Origin of the sequence: Erwinia sp. MYb416 (assembly GCF_037479575.1) — a bacterium.
Classification (GTDB): Bacteria; Pseudomonadota; Gammaproteobacteria; order Enterobacterales; family Enterobacteriaceae; genus Erwinia; species Erwinia rhapontici.
The window spans coordinates 1,802,026-1,827,788 of sequence record NZ_JBBGYT010000438.1 but is presented as its reverse complement, the minus strand read 5'-3'; the positions used below and the strand labels follow the sequence as shown (position 1 = coordinate 1,827,788).

Here is a 25,763-nt window from a genome sequence, read left to right as displayed (position 1 = left end):
CTCACCCATTAATCAGTTATTCGTTCCAGTCCTACTGTCGAAATACGGTAGGACTGTTGCTTGCCGTTTTCGGCCAACGTCACGCCTCGCATCGCGTTGGTGATGATTAAACGGTTTTTCGGTTCTTCATGATGTACACGGATCACCTCACCGCCATACCCGGATAACGGCAATACCACTGAGCGCGCCTTCTGCGTCTGACTGCCAATCACTTCATCGCGATACAGAATATTTCCGTCCACATCTTCATAAACGAGGGAGGCGTAAGCCTCGGGGAAATAATGGTGTGCAATCCCGGCCTCTATCTTCACCGTCAGCGTTTTTTGCACCAGGTTGAGGGTCGCGGTCATGAACTGCCGATCGTAGATCCCTTTGCCGGCAATAATAAACGTATTACCTGCGTTATCACCCGGAGGGGCATTATCAGCGGGAATACAGTCATGATAGCGTGCCAGAAGTTGCTCACGTTGTGGGCTTGCAAACGTATTGATCGCCAGGTAAATGTCGTCTTTGAACGGCGAGAACACGGAGTACCAGGCCTGAGGATAGTGACGCAACTGCTCTACTGCACTCTCCAACTGCACCTGCAGGGCCAGTTCGGGATCGCTCTGCAGGGCGGTATTTTTCAGCCCTGTGCGGGTGATCGTCACGACGTTGAGTTTGTTTTTGCTGTCAATGATGCCTGCATTGGCCGGATAAGGGCGTACGCGCTGGGGTTCCGCATGATAGATCTCAATCTGGTCGCCTGCACTGAATGCCAGTTCATCATGGCTTTTGCTCTCATCGGTGCCGTAAATATCTCTGCTTAAGGTGACCTTTCCTTGTTGATTACGCACAATAATCCGGGCGTAAAGTTCTCCTTTGTAATACGAATGCGGTGAAGTCGTGGTCACGTCAAACACCAGTTTGCCACGAGCGTGATCAACCCGCAGCGTGGCGAAAACGTCGTCTCCCAGTCCCAGCAGATTGATTTGCTGCGAGACGATGGCCGAAGAAAATTTCTCAACAAAGTTAATCTCCGCCTTATTATCCCCCTGCCTGACCACCAGATAGTCCACCGACGGCGCGTACTTGCGATCTTTACCGCCAGGTATACGCAGGTTGTAAACACCAATCGGCAGTTCACTCAACGTTATCGTCGGGTTGTTGATGCGTATTTTACAGGCATAACGCGCCCCTTCCATCAGGATCAGATCTTCACCGTAGATCTGCGCAAAGTCATCGATGTTAAAACGCAGGCTGACGTTGCCTTTCAGATGGGTGGCTTTCAACTGAGTGGCATCCACCAGCCGGAGCGGGGAGTCCAGCTTAAGCTGTGTTTTCACGGCTTCCAGCTGCGATTTATCGACCAACTGATACAGTGGGTACACTGCCTTAGCGTGGCTGAACAGATTACGATTGCGCTGCGTCTGGTTGATATGGCCGCCTGCCAGTTGGATGAATGGCGTAACGTCCACCTGCTCTCCGGTTGTCGCAAAACTGTCAGACAGCATATCCAGTAGTGCGTGATCGGAAGGAACAAAGCCCGGCGTATTACAGCGCTTACGGTACTGCTGATTGAAATGCGTAAAGGCATTTTTGCCGGCCTTGTCTATCATCAACATGGCGAAGTACAGTTTTGAGCGTAAGTCCCATTGGTTCAGCGGCGTCGCTGTGGTGAGAAGTTCGACGATTTTAGTTCGTCATATTACCGTAGTCATACAACCAGCCTTCTTTGTATTTGCGATCGCCCAGCATTACGTCCTGATAACAGGCGGCGTAAATATTGTTCCACATTTCTTTGGTAGAGAAAAAGTTATCTTCCATAAAGTGACCTTGATACCCGTGGGCAATTTCATGCCATATTCAGATTCAACCAGTCCGAATTCAGCGTCCTGGCTGTCCCAGCGGCTGAAGTAGGCTGCTTCGTTCTCACCTTTACGGAATACCGGCAAGATTTTCACGTTGTCCGGGTACTCAATCTCCAGCACAGGCTTACCCTGTACGAAAGGCGTATCGATAAACGGAACCGACGCAGCAAGGGCGCTGGCCTCAACCCAGTCGTTGCCAATACTGAATTTGGCTTCCGTTTTTCTATCGTCATTGAGCAGGTGCATTGTAAGTTTTTCTTTGAACGCGGCATTACTTTGCCGAATTCTCACCGATTGTCCCGCAGCGAGAATAATACCCAGATGCTGGCGATCGTGAGTAATTCCTTTGGTCATTCCGGCCGCTTTCAACCATACAGGACGTGGCAAGGTATAAATGGATATTGATTTGGTAATATTTGACATGTTATATTCCTAAAATTATGTTGTCATCATTAACAACAATGAGGAAATTAACTCACCACCTTGTGTATTGGCTAAGTGATGTCGATTGCTGGCAGGTGGCACAACAGGCGTGATACTTATTATCTATTTTTGTTTTATTTTATGGATAGATTCCTGGTCGAAAAAAACAGATCGCTGAATATGTTTTTCAGGAGTGATTTTTACTGGGTTTTTAATTCAGTTAAATCAGCTGTAAATATCTTCAGGTGCCGTTGAGACAGGCTCAACGGCATGGAAAAAGATAATGGGAAATAAATTACACCGTCTCTGCCAGTACATCGATCACCGTACACTCTCCGCCAGCCACAACTCCAGCTCCGTCAGCTCCACCGCCTGCTGAGGAAACGCCTCCCTCAGCCGTGCCACCCTGGCGGCCAGCGCCTCCGGGCGATATTCGGTGCCGGGCAGCTGCTCTGCCAGCTGTTCTAACGGCGTCAGGTTCAGGCTGTCGCTGAAAATCTGGCAGCGGCTGACCTTGCCGCGCTCAACATCGACGTGGATCTCCACGCCACCCCAGCTAAAACGGGTATCCAGCAGATGCTGGAACTGCGGTGCCTGGCCGAAATTCCACTGCCAGCTGCTCTGTTTGGCGAACTGCGCCTCGAAGCCGGGCAGGTCGGGCAGGGACGTCGGAGAGATATGCTCGGGCTGGCATGCTTCGCCAAAATGGTCGAAGAAGGCCGCCCTCACCGCGCTGCAAATCGCTTCAAAGGTAATCCCCGGCACCAGCTCTTCCAGATTCGCCACGCGCGAGCGCACGGAGGTAATGCCTTTAGCCTGCAATTTCTTGACGTCAGGATTGAGGTAATCGGCCAGGCGGGAGAGGTCGGCATCGCGCAGGATGGTGCCGTGATGGAAACCGCGATCGTGGGTTTCATGGTAAGCAGAACCGGAAATTTTACGCACCCCGTCGGCCGTATTCACCACCAGGTCATTACGGCCTGAGGCTTCAGCCTGAATACCCAGTGACGCCAGCGCCCGCAGAATAATCCCGGTCGACACGCTTTTGTCGTACTCCGGTTTCCCGGCCATAAAAGTAAAACAGCAGTTGCCCAGGTCATGAAACACCGCGCCACCGCCGCTGCTGCGTCGCGCCAGGCGGATGCCATCTTCTTCCATGCGCCGCGTATTGCACTCTTTCCACGGGTTCTGCGAACGGCCAATGACGACTGTCTCGGCATTGCGCCACAAAAACAGCACTCGCTGAGTCGCCGGCATCTGGCGTAAAATAGACTCTTCCACGGCCAGGTTAAACCAGGGGTCCCAGGAATCCGATAACAGTAAACGCAGTGTGGACATGCTTGACTCCATTGAAGTTTTGGCGGCGCAGGGATAATACCACCATCGGGGAAAACGTCCAGATTGCGGACTTTGAACCTCATCAGTGCGGGGCAGCGTTACAGGCGATAAATCGTAAATAACAGGGGGTGTGTTAGCGGTACGCGTATTTTTTTTATGAAAATATCTGGTTAAGTTGTCCTTCGCACATTTTATGTTCAACGTAAACGGGCTAAGGACAGCATATGGCAAAGGGCTATTTTCTTCGCGTCGGCGATAAAACCAGCTGCGGTGGGGAAATACTGAGCGGTCACTCGACCGTCTTTCTGCGTGGCGCGGAGCTTCCGCGGGAGGGCAGTCTGGTCTCCTGCGGTAAGAACCCGGGTATGACGTACAGCATCATCAGTGGGCCGGGCAAAATCAGGGTGGGCGGGATGCCGCTGGCCGGCACGCTCGACAGCGTCAGTTCCTGCCCCTGCGGGGCGACGTTTATTTCCTCGATTCCTGACGGTTACGGTAAAGAACCCGCCAGCGTAACGCAACGAAAACCCGTTGCGCCGATTGATATCCCCCTGTTTGCTCCCTCTCAGGCAGACGTACCGCAACAACACGCCCAGTCCGCGAAGATAAAGCGGCGCGAAATCACGCTGACGATCGGGGTGTTTTTTGATGGGACGGGGAATAATGCGGATAACAGTGCTGACCGTCAGAATGCCTGTGCAGGCGAGCATTATGGCATGAGTGACGGGGATGCCGAATCTACGTTATCTCAGTGCGTAAGGCTGAAACGGAGTCATAGCGGTATTGCCGCAGGAAGTTATCTTGGTTATTACACCAATGTGTATTGGCTGAATACGCTGTATAACCAGAAAATTACCACCGATACCGGACATGGACAGAGTGCCATTTATATCGAAGGAATTGGTACAGAAAGCGGAAAGGGTGACAGCTCTTACGGGATGGGAACCGGTAGAGGTAACACTGGCGTAGCCAGTAAAACCGATAAGGCGGTGGCGTTGCTGGTAACGGGTATCGAGGATTATCTTTTCAGATTCCCTGAAGCCAAAGATTGTATTATCAAAGAATTACAGTTTGATATTTTCGGTTTTAGCCGGGGGGCAGCGGCAGCACGGCATTTTGCCAACCGGGTGTTCGAGCAGGATGTTGCCATTATGGCGGCCATTAACGCTGGTCTGGGCGAGATTAAATTTACGGGTACCCCCGGTGGGAAAACACGTTTTCTGGGGATATTTGATACTGTGGCTGGCATCGGTACGCCGCTTAACGGTTTTAACCCGCACAGCGCGGATACCGGAGAGGTGAATATCGCGCTGCGTCCCGGCGTGGCGGAGAAGGTTTTTCATATCACCGCGCAGCACGAGTGCCGTTTTAACTTTGCGCTGAACAGCGTAAAACCCGCGTGGCCGGAGTTGGTGTTGCCGGGGGCGCACTCGGATATTGGCGGCGGGTATAATCCTGACGAGCACGAAGCCTGTTTCCTCACCCGCCCGCAGTTTGAAACGGTTCAGGCTTCTGTTTCTGATAAGGAGACCGCAACGTATCGTCATGCCGGTTCACAGTTTGGGATCATGACGCGTTATCCGGCCATAGCGCCGCTGCTTGAGGGTAACGTGATTAAACTCAGAGCCTGGCATGACGACCGAATGCCCGCCGACCGCTTCGGTATGCTGCAAAAACGCAGCGGTGCCGCGCTAATTCTTGAGCGCCCGACGCGCAATGACTGGTCAAAGGTGGCGCTACGGGTAATGATCGACGCCGCGCAGGATGCGGGGGTGGTGTTTGAACCCATTCGAAGTACGAATACAGAATTAAACTGCCATCAGAGCTTATGAATTCTATAAAAAAGCCATTGTGATGGGGCGTACCATTCGCAACGGCCAGCGGGCCAGCGGCTTTACCACCACGGAAATTACTGCGCTGGCGGGAAAATACCTTCACTGCTCGGCCAACTGGAACAGCGTGATACGGGACAGTCAGGGAAGGATCACCGGGGCGGTGAAGCCCGCGAAACTGGTGACTTTTACTAACCGGCCGGATGAACGCTGGCAACGGACGATTTACGATATGGACGGGAACAGAATATGGAAATAAAACGTATTGCCGGGCTGCTTTCGCTATTGATCCTGACGGCCTGCCAGGGAGCAGGACAACTCAACAAAGCGACTCAAAACACGGAGCCAAAAGAGTGGAAATTTAACTTTTTTACACCCAAAGCGTTGCCTGCCCTGGTGACCTTTGTCGTGGTCCAGGATGCGGTTGGCACCGTTTATCAATTTAATACGCTCAACAACACCCCGGATCTGGATAAGGTCATCGGTGAGTGGAACGACATTTCGCGGGCACCTGGCGGACACTGGAATCACGTTGAACCAAGCATATTATTTTTTGCTGGGACTCTGTGATTGATAAAAAGGTCTATGAAACCCATCTGACTTTCCCCTGGGAAGTAGTAGATAAAATGCGCAGGCCGAGCGTATATAAAAACTATCTTGGCAAAACGGCGTATTACGACAATATCCAGGGTAGGATTTGAGCCTAATTATCGTGTCACCCCGTCTGTCCTGAAAACGCTCTCCGGGGAAAAATTAGAGATTTGCAAAGGAATAACTAAAAGCGATTTTTCTTATGGATACGACGAAGACATAAAAGATTTTATCAAAGGAAAGAAATACCCTTACGGCAAGTGGTAACGCCTGCTTCAGGTAAGGAATTTCTGGTGATTTTTAGAGCAAGGACGGGAACTGAATATGGAAATAAAACGGATCGCTGTGCTGCTTTCACTACTGACGTTGACGGCCTGCCTGGGGGTAGACCAGGCAAACAAGACGGCTCAAAACACGGAACCAACGGAGTGGAAATTTAACTTTTTCACGCCCATATACTTACCCGCGTTGGTGACCTTTGTTGTGGTACAGGATGCCGCTGGCACCGTGTATCGCTTCAATACCCTGGACAGTACGCAGCCATTACATGATGTGGCGGGTGAGTGGAACGACAGTGCGCGGGCTCTCAATGGTTACTGGAATCACGTTGAAAAACCGCCCAAGCATATTATTTTTTGCTGGGATTCAGTGATTGATAAAAAGGTCTATGAAACCCATCTGACTTTCCCTTGGGACATAGTGGATAAAATGCGCAAACCCAGCGTACACAAGGACTATCTTGGTAAGGCTGCGTATTACGACAGTGTACAGATGGGGCTGGCCCCTGAAGGAAAGGTGGCCGTCTGGGTAAATGGTATCCGTTTTGAGCATAACTACCGTATAACGCCGTCAGTGCTAAAGACGGTTTCTGGGGATAAATTAGCGCTGTGCAAAGGAATAACTAAGAGCGATTTTTCTTATGGTTACGACGAAGACATCGAAGCGTTTATCAAAGGGAAAAAATACCCTTACGGCAACTGGTAGTCGCTGATTCAGGCCAGGGAAGTGACCCCGTTGGCCTGCATCTCTATTTCCCACTCGCCGGAAGCATAATCTGCATACAGGTGCCGCCAAGCCGACTGCGCAGGCAGCGTGCGGTGCCTCCGTGTGCCCGGGCAATGGCATAAACCACCGCCAGCCCCGGACCTGACGCCAGACGGGAAGCCATTCATTTTTGTGGGGATACCTCAGCGCTGATGCGGGCTTTTTTCTGCATTAACTCCACGCATGGCGCGGTGGGTTAACGCCGTTCAGATAGTAGTTCCCGACATGGAAATACTTCCAGCGCACTGGATCGTGCAGCGTGTGCGTGCGGGCATTGCGCCAGTGGCGGTCAAGCTGATATTCCGCCAGCGTGGAGCGCGTGCCGGCCAGTTCAAACAGCTTGTTACCCGCAAGAATGGCGATCTCGGTGGACAGCACTTTGGCTTCGGCTGTGGCGACGGTAGCGGCGGCCACCGTTTCTTCACTGGGTGTGGTGATAGCAACGTCGATCAGCTCTCCGGCGCGCCACAGCAGCGCTTCGGCGGCATGCAGACGGATTTGCAGGTCGCCGATGGCAGCAATAGTAAAGGGATCATCGCTGGCGCGTTCCTGGCCGCTGTCGATCCACGGGCGTGATTTCTCGCGCACAAAGGCCAGTGTATCGGCCAGCGTACCGCGTGCAATCCCCGTATCCACTGCCGCCTGAATAATTTGAGAAATCGGGCCAGCGGCAGTTGGGCGTTCAAATGCCTGCCAGACGGGAATCAGTCGTTCCTGCGGTGCATGAACATTGTCCAGCAGCACGGTGCCGGACGCAGTAGTGCGCTGGCCAAAGCTCGACCAGTTGTTGATCACTGTCAGGCCCGCTGCATCGCGATCCAGCACCACCAGATTAGCGCGACCTTCTTCATCTACCGCCACGGTATGCACCAGATGCGCCAGCAACGCGCCCGTGGCGTAGAACTTCTCGCCATTCACCACCAGTTCACCGTTATGCGGACGCACTGTTGTTTTGAAATCGGCCACCGTGGCGGTGCCTTTTTCGGAGAACGCGTTGCCCCAGCGTAGTCCCGATAACACGCCTGCCAGCAGCGTCTGCTTCTGGCTTTCCGTACCGTCCTCCAGCAGATGAGCCACCCCCGCCAGATGATTTTGCGGGATCTGCCCCAGCGCCGAGTCCGCAGCGGAGATAATGGCAATCACCTTCGCGACCGTGGCATAGGAAACGCCCGCGCCGCCGTATTCCCGCGGGATATTGATGCCCCACAGGCCGCTTTGGGAGAATGCGTCCAGCTCGGCCACCGGTAAAATACCGTCACGGTCGCGGCGGGCAGCCCCCGGTGCAAACTGCTGCGCCAGCCGTTCCGCGACAGCAATCGCTTCAGCATCACTGCTAATGATATGCGCAGGCTGTGACGGTCGCGGCAGCGGATCGAAGTGTTCCGGGGAGTTAACATAAAATTCAGTGGCTTCAGCCAGGGATTCGATAGCAGACACAGGCACTCCTTAATGACGGTGACAGGGCCGCATTGGCGCGGATAACACCATCCTGTCACACTGTGTTCACGTCGGTTATAAGGATTCATCGCATCGATTGTTACCGCGCTGATAAGGCGCGGGTTGGGAAACGGGTATAGAGTAGTTACAACAGTTGAGTTTTATCGCCAACGTTATTGGATATTTTATGATTTTATTCTTCGTTTTTTATTGGTTATTTTGTTTGTGATAGTTTAACAATAGCTAAAAAGGAAATAAATAAAAATGAAGACATTGTTATATTTCTTAAAGGATACGGCATCTGATTTTATCGTGAATATGGTGGTTATTTTCTTGTTTGTTTTTTATTATTTTGTTGTGCCGGATTATTGGTTTTTAAGTAGTCTTTTAACCATCGTTGCAGTCGGTACTGTCAGGATTTTTTTCTCTAAAAAAAACTGATCAACCGCGTCAGCCAATCTCTTCCAGTATAACCACGCAGTTCTCATGCAATGTTCTGACCCGGCGTTCAAGGGTCTTGAGTGAATGCGTTTCGACCTCGTCGAACATGATGATGATTTCGTTTTTACGGTGCGCCCGACAGTGGCGTGCGCGGCTTGCTTTTGCCAGCCAGCGGTTGATCATCGCTTTTTTCTCCTCCTCCTGGCGGGAAAGCGAGCTACCGATGGCGTCATGAATTACCATCAGCAGTTCCTGATAAAACTCGGTGATATCTTTCATTTTATCAACATTCATCATAGCGAAACGTCAGGCTCCATTAACGGCAGCCAGCGCGGAGCTGGCTGCAACTGAAGGTTACAGCGGATTGGCCGGGGCAGGCGTGTTGTCGTAGCCGCTCGTGATTACGGCAATATGTCCATTAAGCGAATGAGTCATGTGTTTTCTCCCGCATGCAGGTGATAACCGGCAGCGTTAAGTGATTTCTTCAGGCTGTTATAGCCGATGATGGCGTACTCCAGCGGCGGGGCAAGGGCGGGGTCCTGCTCGGCTTCGACCACGAACCATCCCTGATAGCCGATGCGTGCCAGCTCGGCAATCAGCGCGTCAAAATTAATGCAGCCGTCGCCGGGAACGGTGTAAACCCCTTTCAGCACCGCATCCAGGAAGGAGTCACGGTTCCAGTCCAGCGAGGCGCGAACATCGGCGCGAATATCTTTGGTGTGCACATGGTTAATGCGCTGGCCGTGGTTTTTCAGGATGCTGAGCGGGTCAACCCCAGCAAACACCAGATGCCCGGAGTCAAACAGCAGCCCGACCTCCGGCCCGGTGGCGGCCATCAGCAAATCAATATCGCGCTCATCTTCAATCGCGGTACCCATATGGTGATGGAAGGCCAGCGGAACGCCGAAATCTTCACAGTAGCGGGCAAACAGGGTCAGTCGCGCACCATATTCCTTGATCTCGTCATCGCTCAGCCTGCGGCGTTGACTCAGCGGGATATGCTGCTGGTTCTGAATGGTGCCAGCGGTTTCACCGTACACCAGGCAGGCGGCACCGCAGGTTTTAAACAGCTCAAGTTGCGGGGTGACCTTCTGAATCTCGCTGGCGAGGTCGTTATCCAGCAGGGTGCCGGAATACCAGCCCGACACCAGTTGCAGCTGGTGTTCCGCCAGCTGTGGCAGCAGTTCAGCGCTGGTGCGCGGGAATTTGCCGCCGGTTTCCACGCCGGAGAATCCGGCCTGGTGGCTCTCCGCAAGGCAGACGGAGAGCGGGGTGTCTCCGCCTAACTGCGGCAGATCGTCGTTGGACCAGGCAATCGGGGCAATACCAAGTTGAGCGTGCAGCTTCATGTTGTCGCTTCCTGAATCAGTTAAATACCAATACGCTGTTTTTTACGTCCGGCTTCGTGTTCACGGCGCGCTTCGTTAACGCTTTCCCGTGCGCTGACTTCGGGCACGCCGACATCCCACCAGGCATCGCCCGGCGTCCACTGGTGCGGATGCGTGTCAATGCAGATCACCGTGGTGCGGTCATTGGATTTCGCCCAGTCCACGGCATCGGAGAGTTCGTCCAGGCTGCTGACTTTACGCGCCAGTGCGCCCATTGCCTGCGCATGAGCAACGAAATCAACGTGGAAGGGTTCGGTCACCCGGCAGTCTTTCAGCAGGTTATTAAAGGAGGCGCCGCCTTTGGCATTTTGCAGGCGGTTGATCACCGCATAGCCGCCGTTATCGCAGACCAGCAGGATCATTTTGTGGCCGGAGAGCACGCTGGAATCACCACGCCCACTACCTGCGCATAGCTCGGGACGCCTTCCTTCACCGTGCGCTGCTGGCGTTCGGCAATCAGCTGATTCCAGGCTGCAAAGGCAGTCTGACCGCTTTGCAGCCAGCCCGCGTCGGCGCGGTAGTTGCCCAGTGCGGCATGCAGTTCGCGCAGACCTTCACGCGCATCCGCCACCAGCGGCAGAGAAAGGTGCTTATTGGCATCGAAGCGGGCGGCATTCAGCGCGATAAAGCGAGCATCATCGGCAAATACCGTCCAGGAACCGGTCACGAAGTCCATCAGGCGAGTACCGATGGCAATCACCACGTCAGCTTTTGCCGCCAGCGCGTTGGCCGAGGTGGAGCCAAGAATCCCCACCGGGCCGATATTCAGCGGGTGATCATGGCTGAAGGTGCCTTTTCCGGCGATGGTTTCCACTACCGGGATCCCCCGCGCCAGTGCGAAGGCTTCCAGTTCGGCTTCCGCACGGGAATAGCGCACACCGCCGCCGGAGATAATCAGCGGGCGTTTTGCCTGCGAGAGCAGCTCTACGGCCTGTTGCAGCCGCTGCTGATCCGGGCGTGGACGCGGGATCACATGCACCCGGCGGGCGAAGAACGCGTCAGGATAATCATACGCCATCTCCTGCACGTCCTGGCACAGGCCGATAAATGCCGGGCCGCAGTCGCCGGGGTCGAGCATGGTGGCGACCGCCTGTGGCAGGGAGGAGAGGATCTGTTCAGGCCAGGTGATGCGATCCCAGTAGCGGGTCACCGCTTTAAACGCATCATTGACGGTCTGCGTCGGGTCGTTGAAGTGTTCAATCTGCTGCATCACCGGGGGCGACTGACGTGCGCCGGCGGTCAGCAGGTTGGTTGTGCCGGGGCCAATTGAGGCGGTCACCACCATGATCTGCTGGCGCAGACGGGCTTTGGCAAACCCCGCAGCGGCAAAGGCCATGGATTGTTCATTCTGGCCGCGCCACGTCGGCAGCACATCCTGCACGCTTTCCAGCGCTTCACCCAGACAGGTGACGTTGCCGTGGCCAAAGATGCCGAATACCCCGGGAAACAGCGGGACTTCCTCGCCATCAACTTCAATAAACTGGTTGCTGAGGTAACGAACCACAGCCTGCGCGGTGGTACAACGCGTCGTCGACATAATTTCTACCTGCTGTAGGGCCTGGAAAACAGGCTGGTTTTGGAATTTACGTTGCTATAATTATATTTAAGCAATTTTCTTTGCAAAAAAAGATCGTACTGATCCCGGCCGGAAGGGGCACGAAGGCCGCCTTCCGCAGAGAGAGTCAGTTTATTTCAACGCCGACCGCTGAGTACGTTCGGTTAGTGTTTCAATACGGGGTTGCTCTTCTTCCGGGTGCAGGGCGGCGGCCAGCGCCAGCGCGATGCATTGCACCAGGCACACCGGGGCGGCCAGCGAGCGCGAGAAGCTGTATTCCTCTTCAGGAATGGTAAACAGCACGTTCGCACTTCGTGCCAGCGGTGACAGCACGCTGTCGGTGATGGCGATGGTCGGCACGTCTTTCTGCTCGGCGATCTCGCTGATCTTCACCACTTCCTGGGCGTAATGACGGAAGGAGACGGCCACCAGCACATCGCGATGCGTCATGTTCATCGCCATATGCGGCGCCAGCCCACCCGGCGTATCCAGCAGGATCACCTTACGGTTCAGCATGGTCAGGAGATAACGCAGCAGGATCGCCACCGGTTCGGAGCGCAGCTGCCCGGCAATAAAGATGGTTTCTGCCCGACTGAGCAGCTGTGCACTGCGGTCCAGATCGCTGGCGGCAATCCCTTCCAGCATCCCCTGTAATGTGGCGATATCGCGCACCACCAGGTTCTGCAAGAAGCCAAGGCTGCCTTGCTGATCGTTCTTTTGCAGGTCGTTTTCCAGCGCGACGATACGCTCGTTGTAGCCAGGTGCGGTGGTTGCCAGCCGCGTCTGGAACACCGACTGCATCTGTTTGAACCCGCTGTAACCAAACTGCTGAGCAAAACGCACCAGCGTGGAAGGGTGCAGTTCGCACTTTGCCGCGATGGCGTTGATGGACTCCAGCGCCACAGCGTTAGGGTTTTGGGTAATAAAGCGGGCAACCTGCTGAAAACGATCGGACAGCTGCGGGTAGCGCTCAGTAATGTCATTCACCACCTGCTCGTAATTACGATGAGGAGGAGGAGAATCCTTGCGGGAGGTTTCTTTGCGACTCGCCATAACGTCATGCCCTTACATTCACATCTGCTTATCCTGCCATCAGGCTAACGCAACTAAAATTGCAATTCAATTTCCGTTGCAATGCCAATAGCGAAAAGCGTGATCTGTTTCAGATAATCAACATTTGGATTTTTCATTCCATCGGCTCTTTTAGGGTGAGTAAAACGTTTTATATCCAAATTAAGTTGTTATTTTTCAATGATATAAAAACCAACCCACCGATGCGCGGCAACAGGAATTGTGCAGAATAAAGTCTTTGCAATTTTTATTGCGAGGTTGTAGTAATTGCAACACCTTCAGCAAACAGGAAGCGCAAGATGTACGAAAACTATGGGCAGTTTATTAATGGCGTCTGGCGTCAGGGCCAGGGAGCTGAAACCATCGTGGTGACCGATCCCGGCCGTAATGAAAAGCTCGGGGAGATCCGGGGGGCTTCACAACAGGACACACTGGATGCCATCGCCAGTGCTCAGGCTGCACTGCCGCTGTGGCAACAACTTTCCGCCTGGGACCGTGCCAGCGCACTGCACCGGGTGGCAACTGAGATGGAACAGGTGCGTGAACAGGCCGCGCTGATTATCTCTCTGGAAAGCGGTAAGCCGCTGGCGCAGGCCAGCCGTGAATGGACGTTGGCGATTGATCAGTTCACCTGGTACGCCGAGGAGGCGCGCCGCGTGTATGGCCGCATAGTGGAAAGCCGTGTGCCGGGTGGGCGCTGTGAAGTGATCAGGGCGTTGGCGTGGTGGCGGCCTTTACCGCGTGGAACTTCCCGGTGGTACTGATTGCGCGCAAGGTTGCGCCTGCACTGGCGGCGGGTTGCAGCGTGGTGCTGCGCCCCTCCAGCGAAGTGCCGGGCTGTGCCAGCCTGATCATGAATCCCGGCAGGCGTGGTGAATATGGTGGTGGGTGTCACCGCCAATACTTATCAGCCACTGATTGATTCCCCGGTTGTGCGCAAAGTGACGCTGACCGGATCGACCGCTATTGGTCAGCAGATGATCCGCGACTCTGCGGCCACCATTAAGCGCCTGAGCATGGAGCTGGGCGGCAACGCGCCGATGATCGTCTTTGACGATGCTGATATCGAAAAAGCACTGGATATGGCGGTGCCGACCAAGTTTGCCAACTGTGGCCAGGTCTGCGTAACGCCGGATCGTTTCTATGTCCATCACTCGGTAGCGGAGGCCTTTATTGAGGGCTTTGCCAGGCGTGCCGTCGCGATCAAGGTTGGCTACGGTCAGGATCAGGGCAGTGAGATGGGGCCGCTGATTAACCAGCGCCGCCTGAACGCGATTGAAAAAATCGTTGAGGATGCGCGGCAGAAGGGGGCTCGCGTGGTCACGGGCGGCCACCGTTTAACGGATGCTCCGGGATTCTATTTTGCCCCAACGGTGCTGGCCGATGTGTCGGACGATGCGCTGGCGCTGGCAGAAGAGAACTTTGGCCCGATTGCCGCCATCACCACTTTCAGCGATGAAGCCGAGGTGCTGGAGCGGGTGAATCGCAGCGATTATGCGCTCTCCGCTTATGCCTTTACCCGCGATGCGGCACGCATTCGCCGCGTGTCTGAGCAGTTACAGGCGGGCATGGTCGGCATTAACAGCTTTGCACTGGCCTCCGCCGATGTGCCCTTCGGTGGCATCAAAGCCAGCGGAATGGGCAGTGAAGGGGGCAGCGAAGGGATTTACGAATATATGACTGTCAAACTGACGCAGGTGGTCCTGTAAGGAAACCGCAATGATTGCCAACAACGTAAAACGCTTATGGTCAGAGGGGCACACGGTGCTCAACGGCTGGCTGTCGGTCGCCAGTCCGTTTACCGCTGAAATCATGGCGGCGCAGGGTTATGACTCTGTGACGATTGATATCCAGCACGGGCTGGTGGGCTATGAAACCGCCACCACTATGTTGCAGGCGATGCGCGCCAGCGGGGTAACGCCGATGGTCCGCGTTCCCTGGCTGTCGCCCGGTGACATTATGAAAGCGCTGGATGCCGGGGCTTACGGCATTATTTGCCCGATGATCAATAACGCGGAGGAGGCGCGGCAGCTGGTCTCCTGCGTGCGTTACCCACCGCTGGGTGCGCGCAGCTTTGGCCCAACGCGTGTGACCTTTTCCGCCGGGCAGGACTACGGCCAGCATGCGGATAACGAAGTGCTGTGCTTTGCGATGATCGAAACGGCTGACGCAGTGAAAAACATCGAGGCGATCGTGAATACGCCGGGGCTGGATGGCATCTATATTGGCCCTGCTGATTTAACCCTGGGGCTGACCGGTCGCAAGTACCGCACCGGGTTCAGCCCGGAATATGCTGCACGGGCGGCGCAGTGGGGATTTGACCTCGTCACGGTATCGAATGATGTGCAACTGCTGCGTTCAGCGGCTACCGCCAGTGTCGGGCAGTTTCGCCAGCTAACAGGGGCGGCAAGCGCCACAATGGACCAGCCTGAAGGAGGATATTGAGATGCCCCATGTCAGGGCGTCAACTTGCAGGTGGTGTCACGTCACGGTGTGGGTTATGACGCGGTCGATGTGACCGCACTGAACCAGCGCGGTATTCCGTTGACTATCGTGGGCGATGTTAACTCGCTGTCGGTGGCGGAACACACCCTGGCTCTGCTGCTGGCGGTGGCGAAACAGGTGCGCGTGTATGATGCTGGCAGGGACCCGTTTGTTGCCGCAGAAACCTTTAGTGCGCTCAATGTTCGGCGCGCGGAAGAGCTGACCGACGGTTTGAAAATGGCCGATGCCCTGACGGTACATCTGCCTTTGAGCGACAGTAAGCCGCTGCTGGGACGCACCGAGCTGGCACTCCGGCGGTATTTTCCGTGACATGGTGATCCACGATTTTGATATGGCACGCTGGCTGCTCGGAGAAGAGCCTGTGAGTGTCTATGCCACAGGCAGCCGCGCCGTATGACGGTGTGCGGGCGCTGAAACTTGCCGAGTGTGCGCAGCGTTCTGCTGAAACCGGGCTGCCGGTCAGCGTTGATTAATGTTCCCTCAGGAGAATGAACCGATGAAAAAAATTGGCATTGGCATTATTGGTACCGGGTTTATGGGGTTGTCACACGCGCTGGCCTACCGCGCCGCCGCCGCGATTTTACCGGATGAAGTGACGCCAGAACTGATTGCGGTGGCCGATATTGATAAGGAAGCGGCTGAAAATGCCGCCAGACGGTTTGGTTTCCGACGTGCGACAGATGACTGGCAGTCGCTGATTAACGACCCGGATATTGACGTGATATCGATTACCACGCCAAACCGTTTCCATCTGGAGCAGGCGCTGGCCGCGATAAAAGCGGGTAAACATGTGCATTGTGAAAAGCCTATCGCCCCAAACAGCGACGATGCGCGCATCATGACGCAGGCAGCCGAAGCGCAGGGGGTGGTGACGCAGGTCGGTTTTAACTATTTGAAAAACCCAATGATTAAGCTGGCGCGCACCATGATTGATAGTGGTGAACTGGGGGATATCGTCAGATTAAACAGCGGCCGATTCTGAATGGTGCACAAGGGCTGCGGCAGGTGGAAGTAGACGATATTGCACGGCTCACCGTGGAATTCGCTCGTGGATGTAAAGGCAGCATTGAAGCCAGCTGGGTCGCCACCGGACGCAATATGCAGCTGGGATTTGAGATTTATGGCACCCGAGGGGCGCTGCATTTTACCCAAGAACGCTTCAATGAGCTGCATTTTTACAGCACCAACAGCGAAGGTAAACATCGTGGCTTCCAGAAAATTGAGGCCGGGCCTCAACATGCTCCTTATGGTGCGTTTTGCCCCGCACCGGGTCATCAGTTGGGCTCAAGACCATCGAAATCGCAGAGTTTTTGCGTGCAGTCGCGGGGCAAGCCGTCAGTGGCCCTGATTTCCGCGATGCCTGGGAAATTCAGAAGATCATTCTGTAACGTAATGTGCAATCGGCATGAATAATAAATTCCCCAGCCTGTATTTCGATAATGATGAGCCGTATACCGATGGCAGGGATGACCCGTAAATAAGCCAATTTACTTTGGCTTATTATAAAATCCTGACCCTACAAGTATGGAAAATAATATGAAAAAAGCACTCATTGCCTTTATCGCATTGTTAACTGTTGTCCCTCCTGCTTTTTCCGAAACGCGCGTTGGTGTAAGCATGGCGCAAATGGATGATGTTTTTCTCTCACGCCTGCGTGGTTATATCAGCGAGCGGGCGAAAACGCGGTAGATAAACAGCTTACCCAGGTGCAGAGTTTTATTAACCAGAAGGTTAGCGTGATTATCGTGAACCCGGTGGATACCCAGGGCACAAAAAACATTTCTGAAGCGGCGCGCGCGGCAAAAATCCCACTCATTTATCTGAACCGTAAACCGGGTGATTCGACACTGGGCAACGGGATCAGCTATACCGGTAGTGATGAAATTGAGGCAGGACGCCTGCAAATGCAGTATCTGGCGGAAAAGGTGAAGGATAAAAAGGAGGTGAATGTTGCCATTATGAAAGGACTGCTCAGTAATGATGCCACGCGTTTTCGTACACAGGGCGCTAAAGAGGTGATTGCTCAGCATCCGAACATGCATGTGGTGGTGGAAGATACCGCCAAATGGATGCGCGAGGATGGCATGAATCTGATGAACAACTGGATACTCTCCGGACGTAAAATCGATATCCTTTCTTCTAATGCAGATGAAATGGCGATTGGCGCCGCGATGGCGCTGAAAAGCAATGGCATAAAAATCGGTAAGGACATTCTGGTGGGGGGAACCGATGGCGGCCCTAACGGTTTGCAGTCGATTAAAAGCGGGCTGCTTTCAGTAACGGTTTTCCAGGATGCTAAAGCCCAGGCGTATCAGGCGGTAGATATGGCGGCCAGTGTTGCCAGGGGAGAGAAAGTGCAGGATGAAGTGATGATCCCGTTCCGGCTGGTTACACCGGAGAATTACCAGACATTTATGCAGTAATCGCCTTTTCTGTATGATCAGCCCCGGCATCGTGCCGGGGCTTTTTTTATCAGAAGGCGTACGACAGGTTGACCGAGTAGCTACGCGGTTCGCCGTAAACCACATAATCGCTGCCCCATGAGTAATAAGAGCGGTCAAAGAGGTTATCGACGTTGGCCTGTACCGCCAATTGTTTGGTGAACTGGTAGCGGGCAAACAGGTTGGCCAGTGGATAGCTGCCCTGGTAGACGCGCTGCACTTCACCATCCGGGCCGGTGGCATCCTGGAAGGTGCGGTTCTGCCAGTTAAGCCCGCCGCCGATGGTCAGGTCCTGCAACATCGGTAAACGATAGCGGGAGAAGAGTTTAAATGAGGTCTGCGGCATATTGCTGTTGAAACGGCCGGAGGTATCTCGCGCCACATAGCGCGTTGCCCCGAAGGTCATTTGCAGGTTGTCGGTGACGGCACCGTTCAGCTCAAACTCCGCGCCTTTACTGACCGCGCCTTTAGCCGCAACATACGCCTGCTCGCTGGAGCCATTCACAAACGTGCCGCTGAGTTCCTGACCCACGTTCTCCTGCTCAATACGGAATACCGCAAAGGTGGCGGTCAGACGCCCATCAAACCAGTCAGACTTCAGGCCGGTTTCATAGTTTTTCCCGGTCACTGGCGACAGATAAGCACCATCAGTACTGCGGTAGGTCTGTGGCTGGAAGATCGAGGTGTAGCTGGCGTAAGCCGACCAGGTGTCATCGATGTCATACACCAGGCCACCGTATGGCGTGATGTTATTTTTGTTCATGTTGCCACTGCTGCCAACGGTGCTCCACTGGGTATAGCGTGCGCCGAGGATCAGCGACAGTGGGTCGGCCAGCGAGAAGCGCGCGGCGGTGTAGGCCGATTTCTGGCGGATCACGTCATCGGCATTCAGATACCAGTCACCCCATTCGGGCTCCTGAACGTTGCCGTTCCAGTTATTATCAAAACTGCCCATCTGCGCATAATCCAGCGCACCGTCCACGCTGTAGGTCTGGTTATGCTGGCGGCTGTAGCTGACGCCTGCCATCAACTCATGGTTACGCCCCAGCAGTTCAAACGGACCGCTGGCATAGGTATCAATGGATTCCTGCGTGCGCTTACCGCGATCCAGACTGCCATAGCCGCTGACCCCGGTCCCGGTCACTGCATCGGGGAACTCCATCACATACAGCAGCTTGTCAGCAAAAGTCTGCTCAGCGTGCGTGGCATTGACGCGGAAGGTCCAGCCATTATCAAAGTCATGTTTGACGTTGGCAAAAACCTTACGCGAGTCGAGGCTGTAACGCGTCCAGTCGGCTGACGGATTGAGGTTGCGGCTGTAATGGGTGCGCGAACCGTTGCTGTACCAGGTCGGCAATCCACCCCAGGTCGGGTTGCCGGTGTTGCTCTCCTGATAGTCGTAGCCGAGCGACACCGTGGTGTTGTCGGTCACATCGGCATCCAGCACGCCGTAGAGGAACTTTTTGCTTTTATGGTAGCGATCCAGCCAGCCGTCCTGATCCTGGTAACCGGCGATAACGCGGCCACGCACGGTGCCTTCTTCATTCAGCGGGGCAGAGAGGTCGGCCACGTAACGCTGGGTGTTCCAGCGGCCATAGCTGGCGCTCAGATTGCCGGTCACGGTCTTGCTGTCGGCATGTTTGCGTACCATATTGACCGACGCCGACGGGCTGCCCGCACCGCTCATCAGCCCGGTTGCGCCGCGCACGACTTCGATGCGGTCATAGATGGCGGTGTCTTCTCCGGCATCGCCGTAGTTCCAGTTATCTGCCGCTGAGGTAGGGATATCATCGAAGGTGTAGTTGGTGATCTGGAAACCGCGAGAGAAGTAAGAGGAGCGTTCGCTGTCAACCAGCTGGGTGGCGATCCCGGTGGTGTTATCCAGCACCTCGCCCACGGTTTGCAGATTTTGATCCAGCATTCGCTGCTCGGTGACGACGCTTAATGACTGCGGGACATCGCGCGGGGTCATCAGCATTTTGGTGCCGGCGCGGGTGGTTTTGACTGTGTAATCCTGCTTCTCGCTGGCGGCGGTGTCATCTGCCGTGGCATCCACCACCATTTCCTGCGGGGAGGCGGCTTCCTGTGCCATGGCCGGGTTAACCAGCGCATGAATCATCAGCGCAAGCAGTGAAACGGACAACGTCGTTTTTTGGCCCGGCACGCGCAGAGGCGAGCCCTTTCCCCTGGTGTGGGATGAGAAGGTGCGGGAAGACATGGTTTTTCCTTGTGCATAATAGGGAATAACAAAAAGCGTGGCCATTTTTTATCGGTCAGTCACGGGCCAGATAGCCCGGAGACAGGGTGGCGCAGCTAAAGTTCAATACTAATGATTATGATAATCATTTTCTTTTATGGAATCATTGTTATTTTTTTGACACCACCTGAAACACGGTGTGTGTTTGTTGTTAGATCAGTGGTTTGACAGTGATGTTGACCCTATCCCATCGCAATATGGCCTCAAGGGGGATCGCTGATTGTCCTGATATCATCGATAATGTGTTTCGGGCCAGATTAAGCACCGACACTGCCAACAGGCATAACATTAAGGTAAATAACGATGAAAATTACTCAGGTACGCAATGCGACTCAACGGATTGTTTATGCAGGAAAGACGTTTCTAATCGATCCCATGCTATCCAAAAAAGAGGCATGGCCGGGGTTTCCAGGCACTGTCCGCTCAGAAATCCGTAATCCGATGGTTGAGCTGCCCTTCGATGTGCCAGTATTGCTGGACGTTGACGCCATCATTGTTACGCATACGCATCAGGATCATTGGGACGAAGCGGCCGTGGCGCTCATTCCAAAAGAGAAGCTGATTTTTGTGCAAAATGACAGTGATGAACAGCTTCTGCGATCGCAAGGGTTCAGTAACCTGGTGGTGCTGGCTGAAACCAGTCAGTTTGGCGACATATCGCTCATCAAGACCCGCTGTCAGCATGGGTCTGATGAAGCTTATGCCAACCCTCAATTAGCAGAGCGGCTGGGAGAGTCCAGTGGGATTGTGTTTCAGCACCCGGATGAGAAATCACTTTATCTGGTGGGTGACTCCATCTGGATCGATGCCGTGGAGGATAATATGCGTAAATATCTGCCCGGCGTGGTGATAATGAACACGGGCTGGGCGCATGTTCTGGGATATGGTTCGATTATCTTCGGTAAAGAAGATGTCCTGAAAGCCCATCTTGTGCTGCCAGAAGCCCAGATTGTTGCTACCCATATGGAAGCCATCAATCATTGCCTGGTGACTCGCCAGGCATTGCTGGAGTATGCACGGATTAATCATCTGGAGGATTTTGTCAGCGCACCTGCAGACGGAGAGTCAGTCACGTTCTAATATCCTCAAATCAGTCCGGGAGTGTTGTATGTCTGTGGCATCGGTTGCGATTGTTGTTACTGAAGGGTTCAGCACCTTTCACGTGTCAGTTCCACTGATTCTGTTTGGGGATGCCACGACAGATGACACGCTGTTTACACGCCTTATCTGTGCCGAGACGCCGGGACTCATCTGGTCAAAAGAAGCAACCGCAATCCAGGCGGACCACGGGTTTGATGCGCTGGCGCAGGTGGATATTGTTATCGTGCCTTTCTGGAACGAGGTTGAGCAACGCCCGCCGCAGCCGTTGCTTGATGCCCTGGTCAAGGCGAGAGCAGGGGGCAGCCAGATTGTGGGATTATGTCTGGGGACGTTTGTACTGGCTTATGCCGGGCTGCTTGATGGGCACCAGGCCGCGACACACTGGGAATATGAAGCGATTTTCCGCACATTATTCCCGAACGTTCATTTGAATGTGAATGCGCTTTATGTGGAAGACGACGGCCTGATCACTTCTGCAGGGACCGCTGCCGCGTTGGACTGTTGCCTGCACGTTATTCGGCAGCGTTTGGGAAGCCAGATCGCGAATCAGATCGCAAGGAGAATGGTGACGCCTCCGCATCGTGACGGTGGCCAGGCTCAGTTCATTGAACAGTCAATCCCGCACAATACGACAGATAACAGAATGAATATGCTACTCGACTATATGCAAAGGAACCTTCAGTTACCCCACGATCTTGATTCTTTGGCTAACAGGGCGTCAATGAGCCGCAGGACGTTAACCCGGCATTTTAATAAAGCCACCGGTATGTCCGTGGTCGAATGGCTAACCGTGGCGCGACTCTATCGTAGCCAGGAACTCCTTGAAACGCTGGCGATGCCTGTAGAACAGGTGGCCGGGCAGGTAGGATTTCAGTCCGCTGTGACCTTTCGACAATTGTTTCGCGAAAAATTCGGCGTCAGCCCGAGTGAGTGGCGTAAAACATTTCGTCTCACGGAATAAAACAGGACGTTAAAAGGGGCGATTTTCCGCCCATTTTAACGTCAGTACGAAGAAAATTCGACTTTCTTGGTACTGGGGAACCTCTGACTTATGCGCGACCAGGTTATCAAGCCCCCTTAACGAGACGACGCCGCCGATCGCCCTGGTGACGTTCTGAGATGCTGCGTTGGCAGGGCGGTGGTGTATTTCACCTGGCTTAAGGCGAAGCTGGAACGAATACTGGATACGCTCTCTATCTGCGTCAGGCAATCCATCATCAGCAACTGATATTTTTGCAGATTTTCCACCACCACCCGCAGCAGAAAATCCGACTCCCCGGTCATCAGATAGCACTCCATGACCTCCGGGGTGAAATGCCGCAGTGACACTTTATCCTGCTGCTTCAGCGAGACATGCACAAAGACGTTCACCGCCAGGCCAAGGCTCAGTGGATCGGCCAGCATCACCGCGCCTCTTAATACGCCTTTTTCCTTCATTTCCGTGACTCTGCGCCAGCAGGGGGAGGTGGACAGGCCCACGCGTTCCGCCAACTCAGCGTTGCTGATATCCGCATTTTGCTGCAACAGATCCAGTATGCGCAGACTGGTTTCATCCAGTTCAATCGTGTGTTGGGGCATATTTTACCTGCAAATTGTGTTTTTGACGGAAACCGTTTCTTTTTTCAGCGTTATGGCGGGTAATTAGAACAGCTTTTCCTGTAACGGGAAAATAAAATCATCACATCGATGCACAGTGAGTGATGATGATGAGTAACGTGAAAACAGCCGTACAGAATGCCGGGCAGCATTCAATGAAAACCACGGTTTTGTGGCTGTTGGTGATGGTGGTTTTATGGGGGCTTAGCTGGCCTGCCACCAAGATGGCGCTTAACGATGTGCCGCCGTTATGGCTTGCGGCGATCCGTTTCGGCAGCGCCGGAGCCTGTCTGTTTCTGTTTGTCGCGGTTAAAAAAGAGCTGAAACTGCCGGCCAAAAGCGATATGCCCGTGATCCTTAGCATCGGCATTTTCCAGATGGTGGTCTTCACCGGATTAGGGATGATCGCCATGCAATACACTGATACCAGCCATGCAGTACTGCTGGCGTATACCACGCCGCTGTGGGGGATCCTCTCTTCCTGGCTGCTGTTGCGCCATACGCCATCTTTCATTCAGATCATTGCGCTGTTAACCGGGCTGGTGGGTATCGGGCTGATCTGCTCTCCGCTGGAAATGAACTGGTCCGCACCTGGCGCCGTGATGGGCTGTGCGTTTCTGATTACCGGTGCCATCTCGTGGTCACTGGTGATTATCCATGTGAAGCACCATAAGTGGACGGCAACGCCGCTATCACTGGCCCCCTGGCAAATGCTGATTGCCACCATTCCACTGATTTTCTTTGCCCGTTTACTTGATGGCCCCGTTGAGGCGATCCATTTCAGCTCCGGCCTTCTCTGGCTGCTGTTCTTTATTGGCCCGGTTGCCACCTCAGTCTGCTTTGTCATCTCGTCTGAACACGGGCGGCGCATCAGCGTGTTTGCCATGTCCAGCTTTACGCTGGGCGTACCATTGATTGGCGCGCTGGCATCGGTGGTCTTTCTGGGTACCTCGCTATCAGGGCTGTTTATGACAGGTCTGGCTCTGGTGTTCGCCGGGGTGAGTATGACCGCCTTTTCCGCCGGGAAAACCCGACCGCACTCCTGAATGCGATCGCACCAGAACTTCTGATATTCCAGGCAAAACCATGACTGACGTTGCCACATATAACTGATAGGGTCCCCATTTCGTTATGGGGCCTGTCAGGTTATGCGCGCAGCACCCAAACAGAGGAAAGATTCACGTTATAACCGGATGCCCACCACAAGGAGGATGTATGGCTCAGGATATGTTTATCAAAATCAATGGTATTGAGGGCGAATCACTCGATCATTCTCATAAAGGGGAAATTGAGATTTTAAGATGGAACTGGTCAGTCGCTCAGCCAGCGAATATGCACTCGGGAAGTGGCGGAGGTTCGGGAAAATCAACCGTACACGATTTATATTTCAAACATTACATTGATAAATCCTCGACCACTCTCATTCAATATTGCCTTGCGGGAAAACATATCCCGGAGGCTATTCTGACCGTCAGAAAAGCCGGTGGTTCTCCATTAGACTTCTTAAAAATAACATTGCAAGAACTGATTATTACTTGTGTCGAGCCGATTGGCATGGTCCACATGCCAATACCAATAGAGAAAGTAGGTCTCAGTTTTTCAAGAGTGAAATTCGAATACGTACCACAGAGTGCAGAAGGAAATAAACTGGGTGTGGTAGCGATGGGTTATGACATTAAAGCTAACGCGATTATTTAGTACATTTATAAAGGAGTATAAAATGTATATCGATGAAGATGGTTATATTTATGATGATCGCATTGAGCGAAAAATATTTAAAACGATTGAGAGAGGGGTTCTCGATAGCGTTAATGGTATTGTGGTGCATCAAACTGCCAGTCCGACAGCTCAAAGCACCTTTAACAGTTATGGCAACAAATCGGCCAACGGTGCACATTTTTTGATCGACAAGGATGGCAAGGTTTATCAAACGGCTTCGTTATTCAAAATGACCTGGCATGTTGGTCTGGTGCAGTCAAAATGTTTTTTACAGAAAGTATGCCAACCGACTGAAGTGCGCTTATTGGCATTACATACCCAAAGATTTTGGGAAAGAGAGATTTCTCAAGAAATATCCAATATAGAGAGAGGGAAGAACTTCCCTGACCGGTTCCCAAATAATACTGACAGTATAGGCATTGAAATCGTTGGAATGGCTGTTGGGCCTGAGAATAAAAAAGTTTTCGAATCTGTCACTGATGAACAAAATCATTACACCCCTTGCATAGCATCTGGCACCGTAACTTTCAAAGATGGATCATATGGGACATGGGGGTTGCACTCCAGTGGTCTTGGTGGCGTTACTTTTAAAGATAAATAAAATTACGGAAAAGAAAAATCGTTTCTTTATCTTGATAATGCATGGGAAGACTAATGCTACTGGATATGAGCACAGCCAAATGGGAATAATAAAAGTCATTTTTTTATTTTTATTACTTGTTCCTGTATTTACTCAGGCAAGAGAAGTAAGCCAGATTAACATCGTTAAGACAGGTGCTTACGATAGCGAGGGCAGATATGAGTACGAAAAGGAAGGATGTAAGACATTTAACCCGACTAAGGAGCAGCTTATCCATTACTTCACTAAAGCCGAAGAATCAGCCTCTAACAGCGAGTGGATGGATGACTATTATTCACCTTGCGTGGCATCCGGCACAATCACATTTAAGGATGGCTCTTCTGGCGAGTGGAGAATTCACTCCAGCGGACTTGGATGGGTAGATTTTACCAAAGGGAAAAGACAGTATTTTTACTACATCGACAATTCATGGGAAGAAGAATGAAAATCGTAAGTATCCTGTCTCGATGCCTCGCTATTTAAGAACCCTCCGCAAGCACAAGTTATGCGCGGAGCGGCCCAGCTTGAGGTAAACCGGACGTCACGCGGCATGAA

Annotated in this window: 30 protein-coding genes and 2 pseudogenes; 20 read left to right on the top strand and 12 right to left on the bottom strand. The window is 53.3% G+C overall.

The window, feature by feature from the left end; translation table 11 throughout:
* Window positions 1–8: 8 nt before the first annotated feature.
* From WH277_RS18300 to WH277_RS18290, 3 genes are all read right to left on the bottom strand, one after another.
* Complete coding sequence (locus WH277_RS18300; protein WP_339506218.1) at window positions 9–1,604, bottom strand: putative mucin/carbohydrate-binding domain-containing protein; 1,596 nt, start codon at window positions 1,602–1,604, stop codon at window positions 9–11.
* A 132-nt stretch (window positions 1,605–1,736) separates the two neighbouring features.
* Entirely contained in the window at window positions 1,737–2,273 is a 537-nt protein-coding gene (locus WH277_RS18295; protein WP_339506217.1) for a hypothetical protein, read from the bottom strand.
* Between the two features lie 321 nt (window positions 2,274–2,594).
* On the bottom strand, window positions 2,595–3,611 hold the full coding sequence (locus tag WH277_RS18290) for a lipoate--protein ligase A (protein WP_339506215.1): 1,017 nt from the start codon (window positions 3,609–3,611) through the stop codon (window positions 2,595–2,597).
* 224 nt (window positions 3,612–3,835) lie between these two features.
* Between WH277_RS18290 and WH277_RS18285 the strand changes: the two genes are divergently transcribed.
* The 4 genes and pseudogenes from WH277_RS18285 to WH277_RS18270 all read left to right on the top strand — a co-directional run bounded on the left by WH277_RS18285 (window position 3,836) and on the right by WH277_RS18270 (window position 7,018).
* Window positions 3,836–5,443, top strand: a complete 1,608-nt coding sequence (locus WH277_RS18285) for a phospholipase effector Tle1 domain-containing protein (RefSeq protein ID WP_339506214.1) — start codon at window positions 3,836–3,838, stop codon at window positions 5,441–5,443.
* Between the two features lie 22 nt (window positions 5,444–5,465).
* On the top strand, window positions 5,466–5,702 hold the full coding sequence (locus tag WH277_RS18280; protein ID WP_339506212.1) for a hypothetical protein: 237 nt from the start codon (window positions 5,466–5,468) through the stop codon (window positions 5,700–5,702).
* Window positions 5,693–6,301 (top strand): annotated as a pseudogene (locus WH277_RS18275) (DUF2931 family protein). Before WH277_RS18280 ends, WH277_RS18275 begins: the two are co-directional and overlap by 10 nt.
* A gap of 57 nt (window positions 6,302–6,358) precedes the next feature.
* Window positions 6,359–7,018, top strand: a complete 660-nt coding sequence (locus tag WH277_RS18270; RefSeq protein ID WP_339506210.1) for a DUF2931 family protein — start codon at window positions 6,359–6,361, stop codon at window positions 7,016–7,018.
* A gap of 43 nt (window positions 7,019–7,061) precedes the next feature.
* On the opposite strand, the gene WH277_RS18265 is transcribed toward WH277_RS18270, so the two are convergent.
* From WH277_RS18265 to WH277_RS18235, 7 genes are all read right to left on the bottom strand, one after another.
* Entirely contained in the window at window positions 7,062–7,202 is a 141-nt protein-coding gene (locus tag WH277_RS18265) for a hypothetical protein (protein WP_339506208.1), read from the bottom strand.
* A gap of 47 nt (window positions 7,203–7,249) precedes the next feature.
* Window positions 7,250–8,506, bottom strand: a complete 1,257-nt coding sequence (locus WH277_RS18260) for an SfnB family sulfur acquisition oxidoreductase (protein WP_445235339.1) — start codon at window positions 8,504–8,506, stop codon at window positions 7,250–7,252.
* A gap of 459 nt (window positions 8,507–8,965) precedes the next feature.
* Window positions 8,966–9,253, bottom strand: a complete 288-nt coding sequence (locus tag WH277_RS18255) for a hypothetical protein (protein WP_159336666.1) — start codon at window positions 9,251–9,253, stop codon at window positions 8,966–8,968.
* 134 nt (window positions 9,254–9,387) lie between these two features.
* Entirely contained in the window at window positions 9,388–10,305 is a 918-nt protein-coding gene (gene iolE, locus WH277_RS18250; RefSeq protein WP_445235332.1) for a myo-inosose-2 dehydratase, read from the bottom strand.
* Window positions 10,306–10,325: 20 nt separating this feature from the next.
* On the bottom strand, window positions 10,326–10,706 hold the full coding sequence (locus WH277_RS18245) for a thiamine pyrophosphate-dependent enzyme (RefSeq protein WP_339506204.1): 381 nt from the start codon (window positions 10,704–10,706) through the stop codon (window positions 10,326–10,328).
* Window positions 10,703–11,881, bottom strand: coding sequence for a thiamine pyrophosphate-binding protein (locus WH277_RS18240; protein WP_339506202.1), 1,179 nt, complete (start codon window positions 11,879–11,881; stop codon window positions 10,703–10,705). Before WH277_RS18240 ends, WH277_RS18245 begins: the two co-directional genes overlap by 4 nt.
* A 150-nt stretch (window positions 11,882–12,031) precedes the next feature.
* Entirely contained in the window at window positions 12,032–12,952 is a 921-nt protein-coding gene (locus WH277_RS18235) for a MurR/RpiR family transcriptional regulator (protein WP_212812677.1), read from the bottom strand.
* Window positions 12,953–13,269: 317 nt separating this feature from the next.
* Between WH277_RS18235 and WH277_RS18230 the strand changes: the two genes are divergently transcribed.
* The 10 genes and pseudogenes from WH277_RS18230 (at window position 13,270) to WH277_RS18190 (ending at window position 17,898) form a co-directional block, all read left to right on the top strand.
* Window positions 13,270–13,734, top strand: a complete 465-nt coding sequence (locus tag WH277_RS18230; RefSeq protein ID WP_339506199.1) for an aldehyde dehydrogenase family protein — start codon at window positions 13,270–13,272, stop codon at window positions 13,732–13,734.
* On the top strand, window positions 13,692–13,892 hold the full coding sequence (locus WH277_RS28775; protein WP_445235331.1) for an aldehyde dehydrogenase family protein: 201 nt from the start codon (window positions 13,692–13,694) through the stop codon (window positions 13,890–13,892). Before WH277_RS18230 ends, WH277_RS28775 begins: the two co-directional genes overlap by 43 nt.
* On the top strand, window positions 13,840–14,679 hold the full coding sequence (locus WH277_RS18225) for an aldehyde dehydrogenase family protein (RefSeq protein WP_339506197.1): 840 nt from the start codon (window positions 13,840–13,842) through the stop codon (window positions 14,677–14,679). The genes WH277_RS28775 and WH277_RS18225 overlap by 53 nt, the downstream gene beginning before the upstream one ends.
* Window positions 14,680–14,689: 10 nt before the next feature.
* Entirely contained in the window at window positions 14,690–15,415 is a 726-nt protein-coding gene (locus WH277_RS18220) for an HpcH/HpaI aldolase family protein (RefSeq protein WP_339506196.1), read from the top strand.
* Window positions 15,416–15,445: 30 nt separating this feature from the next.
* Window positions 15,446–15,784, top strand: coding sequence for a hypothetical protein (locus WH277_RS18215; protein WP_339506412.1), 339 nt, complete (start codon window positions 15,446–15,448; stop codon window positions 15,782–15,784).
* Window positions 15,765–15,869: pseudogene (locus WH277_RS18210) on the top strand (Gfo/Idh/MocA family protein); the annotation flags it as partial. The gene WH277_RS18215 and the pseudogene WH277_RS18210, both read left to right, overlap by 20 nt.
* 102 nt (window positions 15,870–15,971) lie before the next feature.
* Entirely contained in the window at window positions 15,972–16,457 is a 486-nt protein-coding gene (locus WH277_RS18205; protein ID WP_339506194.1) for a Gfo/Idh/MocA family protein, read from the top strand.
* Between the two features lie 23 nt (window positions 16,458–16,480).
* Window positions 16,481–16,888 carry a Gfo/Idh/MocA family protein gene (locus tag WH277_RS18200; RefSeq protein WP_339506193.1) on the top strand — a complete coding sequence of 136 codons (408 nt, stop codon included), beginning with the start codon at window positions 16,481–16,483 and terminating at the stop codon, window positions 16,886–16,888.
* 123 nt (window positions 16,889–17,011) lie between these two features.
* Window positions 17,012–17,164 carry a hypothetical protein gene (locus WH277_RS18195; protein WP_339506192.1) on the top strand — a complete coding sequence of 51 codons (153 nt, stop codon included), beginning with the start codon at window positions 17,012–17,014 and terminating at the stop codon, window positions 17,162–17,164.
* Between the two features lie 17 nt (window positions 17,165–17,181).
* Window positions 17,182–17,898, top strand: a complete 717-nt coding sequence (locus WH277_RS18190) for a substrate-binding domain-containing protein (protein WP_339506191.1) — start codon at window positions 17,182–17,184, stop codon at window positions 17,896–17,898.
* A gap of 49 nt (window positions 17,899–17,947) precedes the next feature.
* Here the strand turns inward: WH277_RS18190 and fhuE are convergent, their stop codons facing one another.
* Entirely contained in the window at window positions 17,948–20,134 is a 2,187-nt protein-coding gene (gene fhuE / locus WH277_RS18185; RefSeq protein WP_159336674.1) for a ferric-rhodotorulic acid/ferric-coprogen receptor FhuE, read from the bottom strand.
* Between the two features lie 342 nt (window positions 20,135–20,476).
* Here fhuE and WH277_RS18180 point away from each other — a divergent pair, with 342 nt between their 5' ends.
* Window positions 20,477–21,253: an MBL fold metallo-hydrolase gene (locus tag WH277_RS18180; protein ID WP_133846582.1), complete on the top strand. Its 777-nt coding sequence runs from the start codon at window positions 20,477–20,479 to the stop codon at window positions 21,251–21,253.
* A 28-nt stretch (window positions 21,254–21,281) separates the two neighbouring features.
* On the top strand, window positions 21,282–22,235 hold the full coding sequence (locus WH277_RS18175) for a GlxA family transcriptional regulator (RefSeq protein WP_339506189.1): 954 nt from the start codon (window positions 21,282–21,284) through the stop codon (window positions 22,233–22,235).
* 116 nt (window positions 22,236–22,351) lie between these two features.
* On the opposite strand, the gene WH277_RS18170 is transcribed toward WH277_RS18175, so the two are convergent.
* Window positions 22,352–22,852, bottom strand: a complete 501-nt coding sequence (locus tag WH277_RS18170) for an Lrp/AsnC family transcriptional regulator (RefSeq protein ID WP_339506187.1) — start codon at window positions 22,850–22,852, stop codon at window positions 22,352–22,354.
* A gap of 137 nt (window positions 22,853–22,989) precedes the next feature.
* Between WH277_RS18170 and WH277_RS18165 the strand changes: the two genes are divergently transcribed.
* The 4 genes from WH277_RS18165 to WH277_RS18150 all read left to right on the top strand — a co-directional run bounded on the left by WH277_RS18165 (window position 22,990) and on the right by WH277_RS18150 (window position 25,653).
* Window positions 22,990–23,916 (top strand): DMT family transporter, encoded by a 927-nt coding sequence (locus WH277_RS18165; protein ID WP_197931279.1) that lies wholly within the window; start codon window positions 22,990–22,992, stop codon window positions 23,914–23,916.
* Between the two features lie 169 nt (window positions 23,917–24,085).
* Window positions 24,086–24,568, top strand: a complete 483-nt coding sequence (locus WH277_RS18160) for an Hcp family type VI secretion system effector (RefSeq protein WP_339506184.1) — start codon at window positions 24,086–24,088, stop codon at window positions 24,566–24,568.
* A gap of 22 nt (window positions 24,569–24,590) precedes the next feature.
* Window positions 24,591–25,190, top strand: a complete 600-nt coding sequence (locus tag WH277_RS18155; RefSeq protein ID WP_339506183.1) for a peptidoglycan recognition protein family protein — start codon at window positions 24,591–24,593, stop codon at window positions 25,188–25,190.
* A complete protein-coding gene (locus WH277_RS18150) occupies window positions 25,165–25,653 on the top strand; it encodes a hypothetical protein (protein WP_339506181.1) in 489 nt (162 codons plus the stop codon). The genes WH277_RS18155 and WH277_RS18150 overlap by 26 nt, the downstream gene beginning before the upstream one ends.
* Window positions 25,654–25,763: the final 110 nt, after the last annotated feature.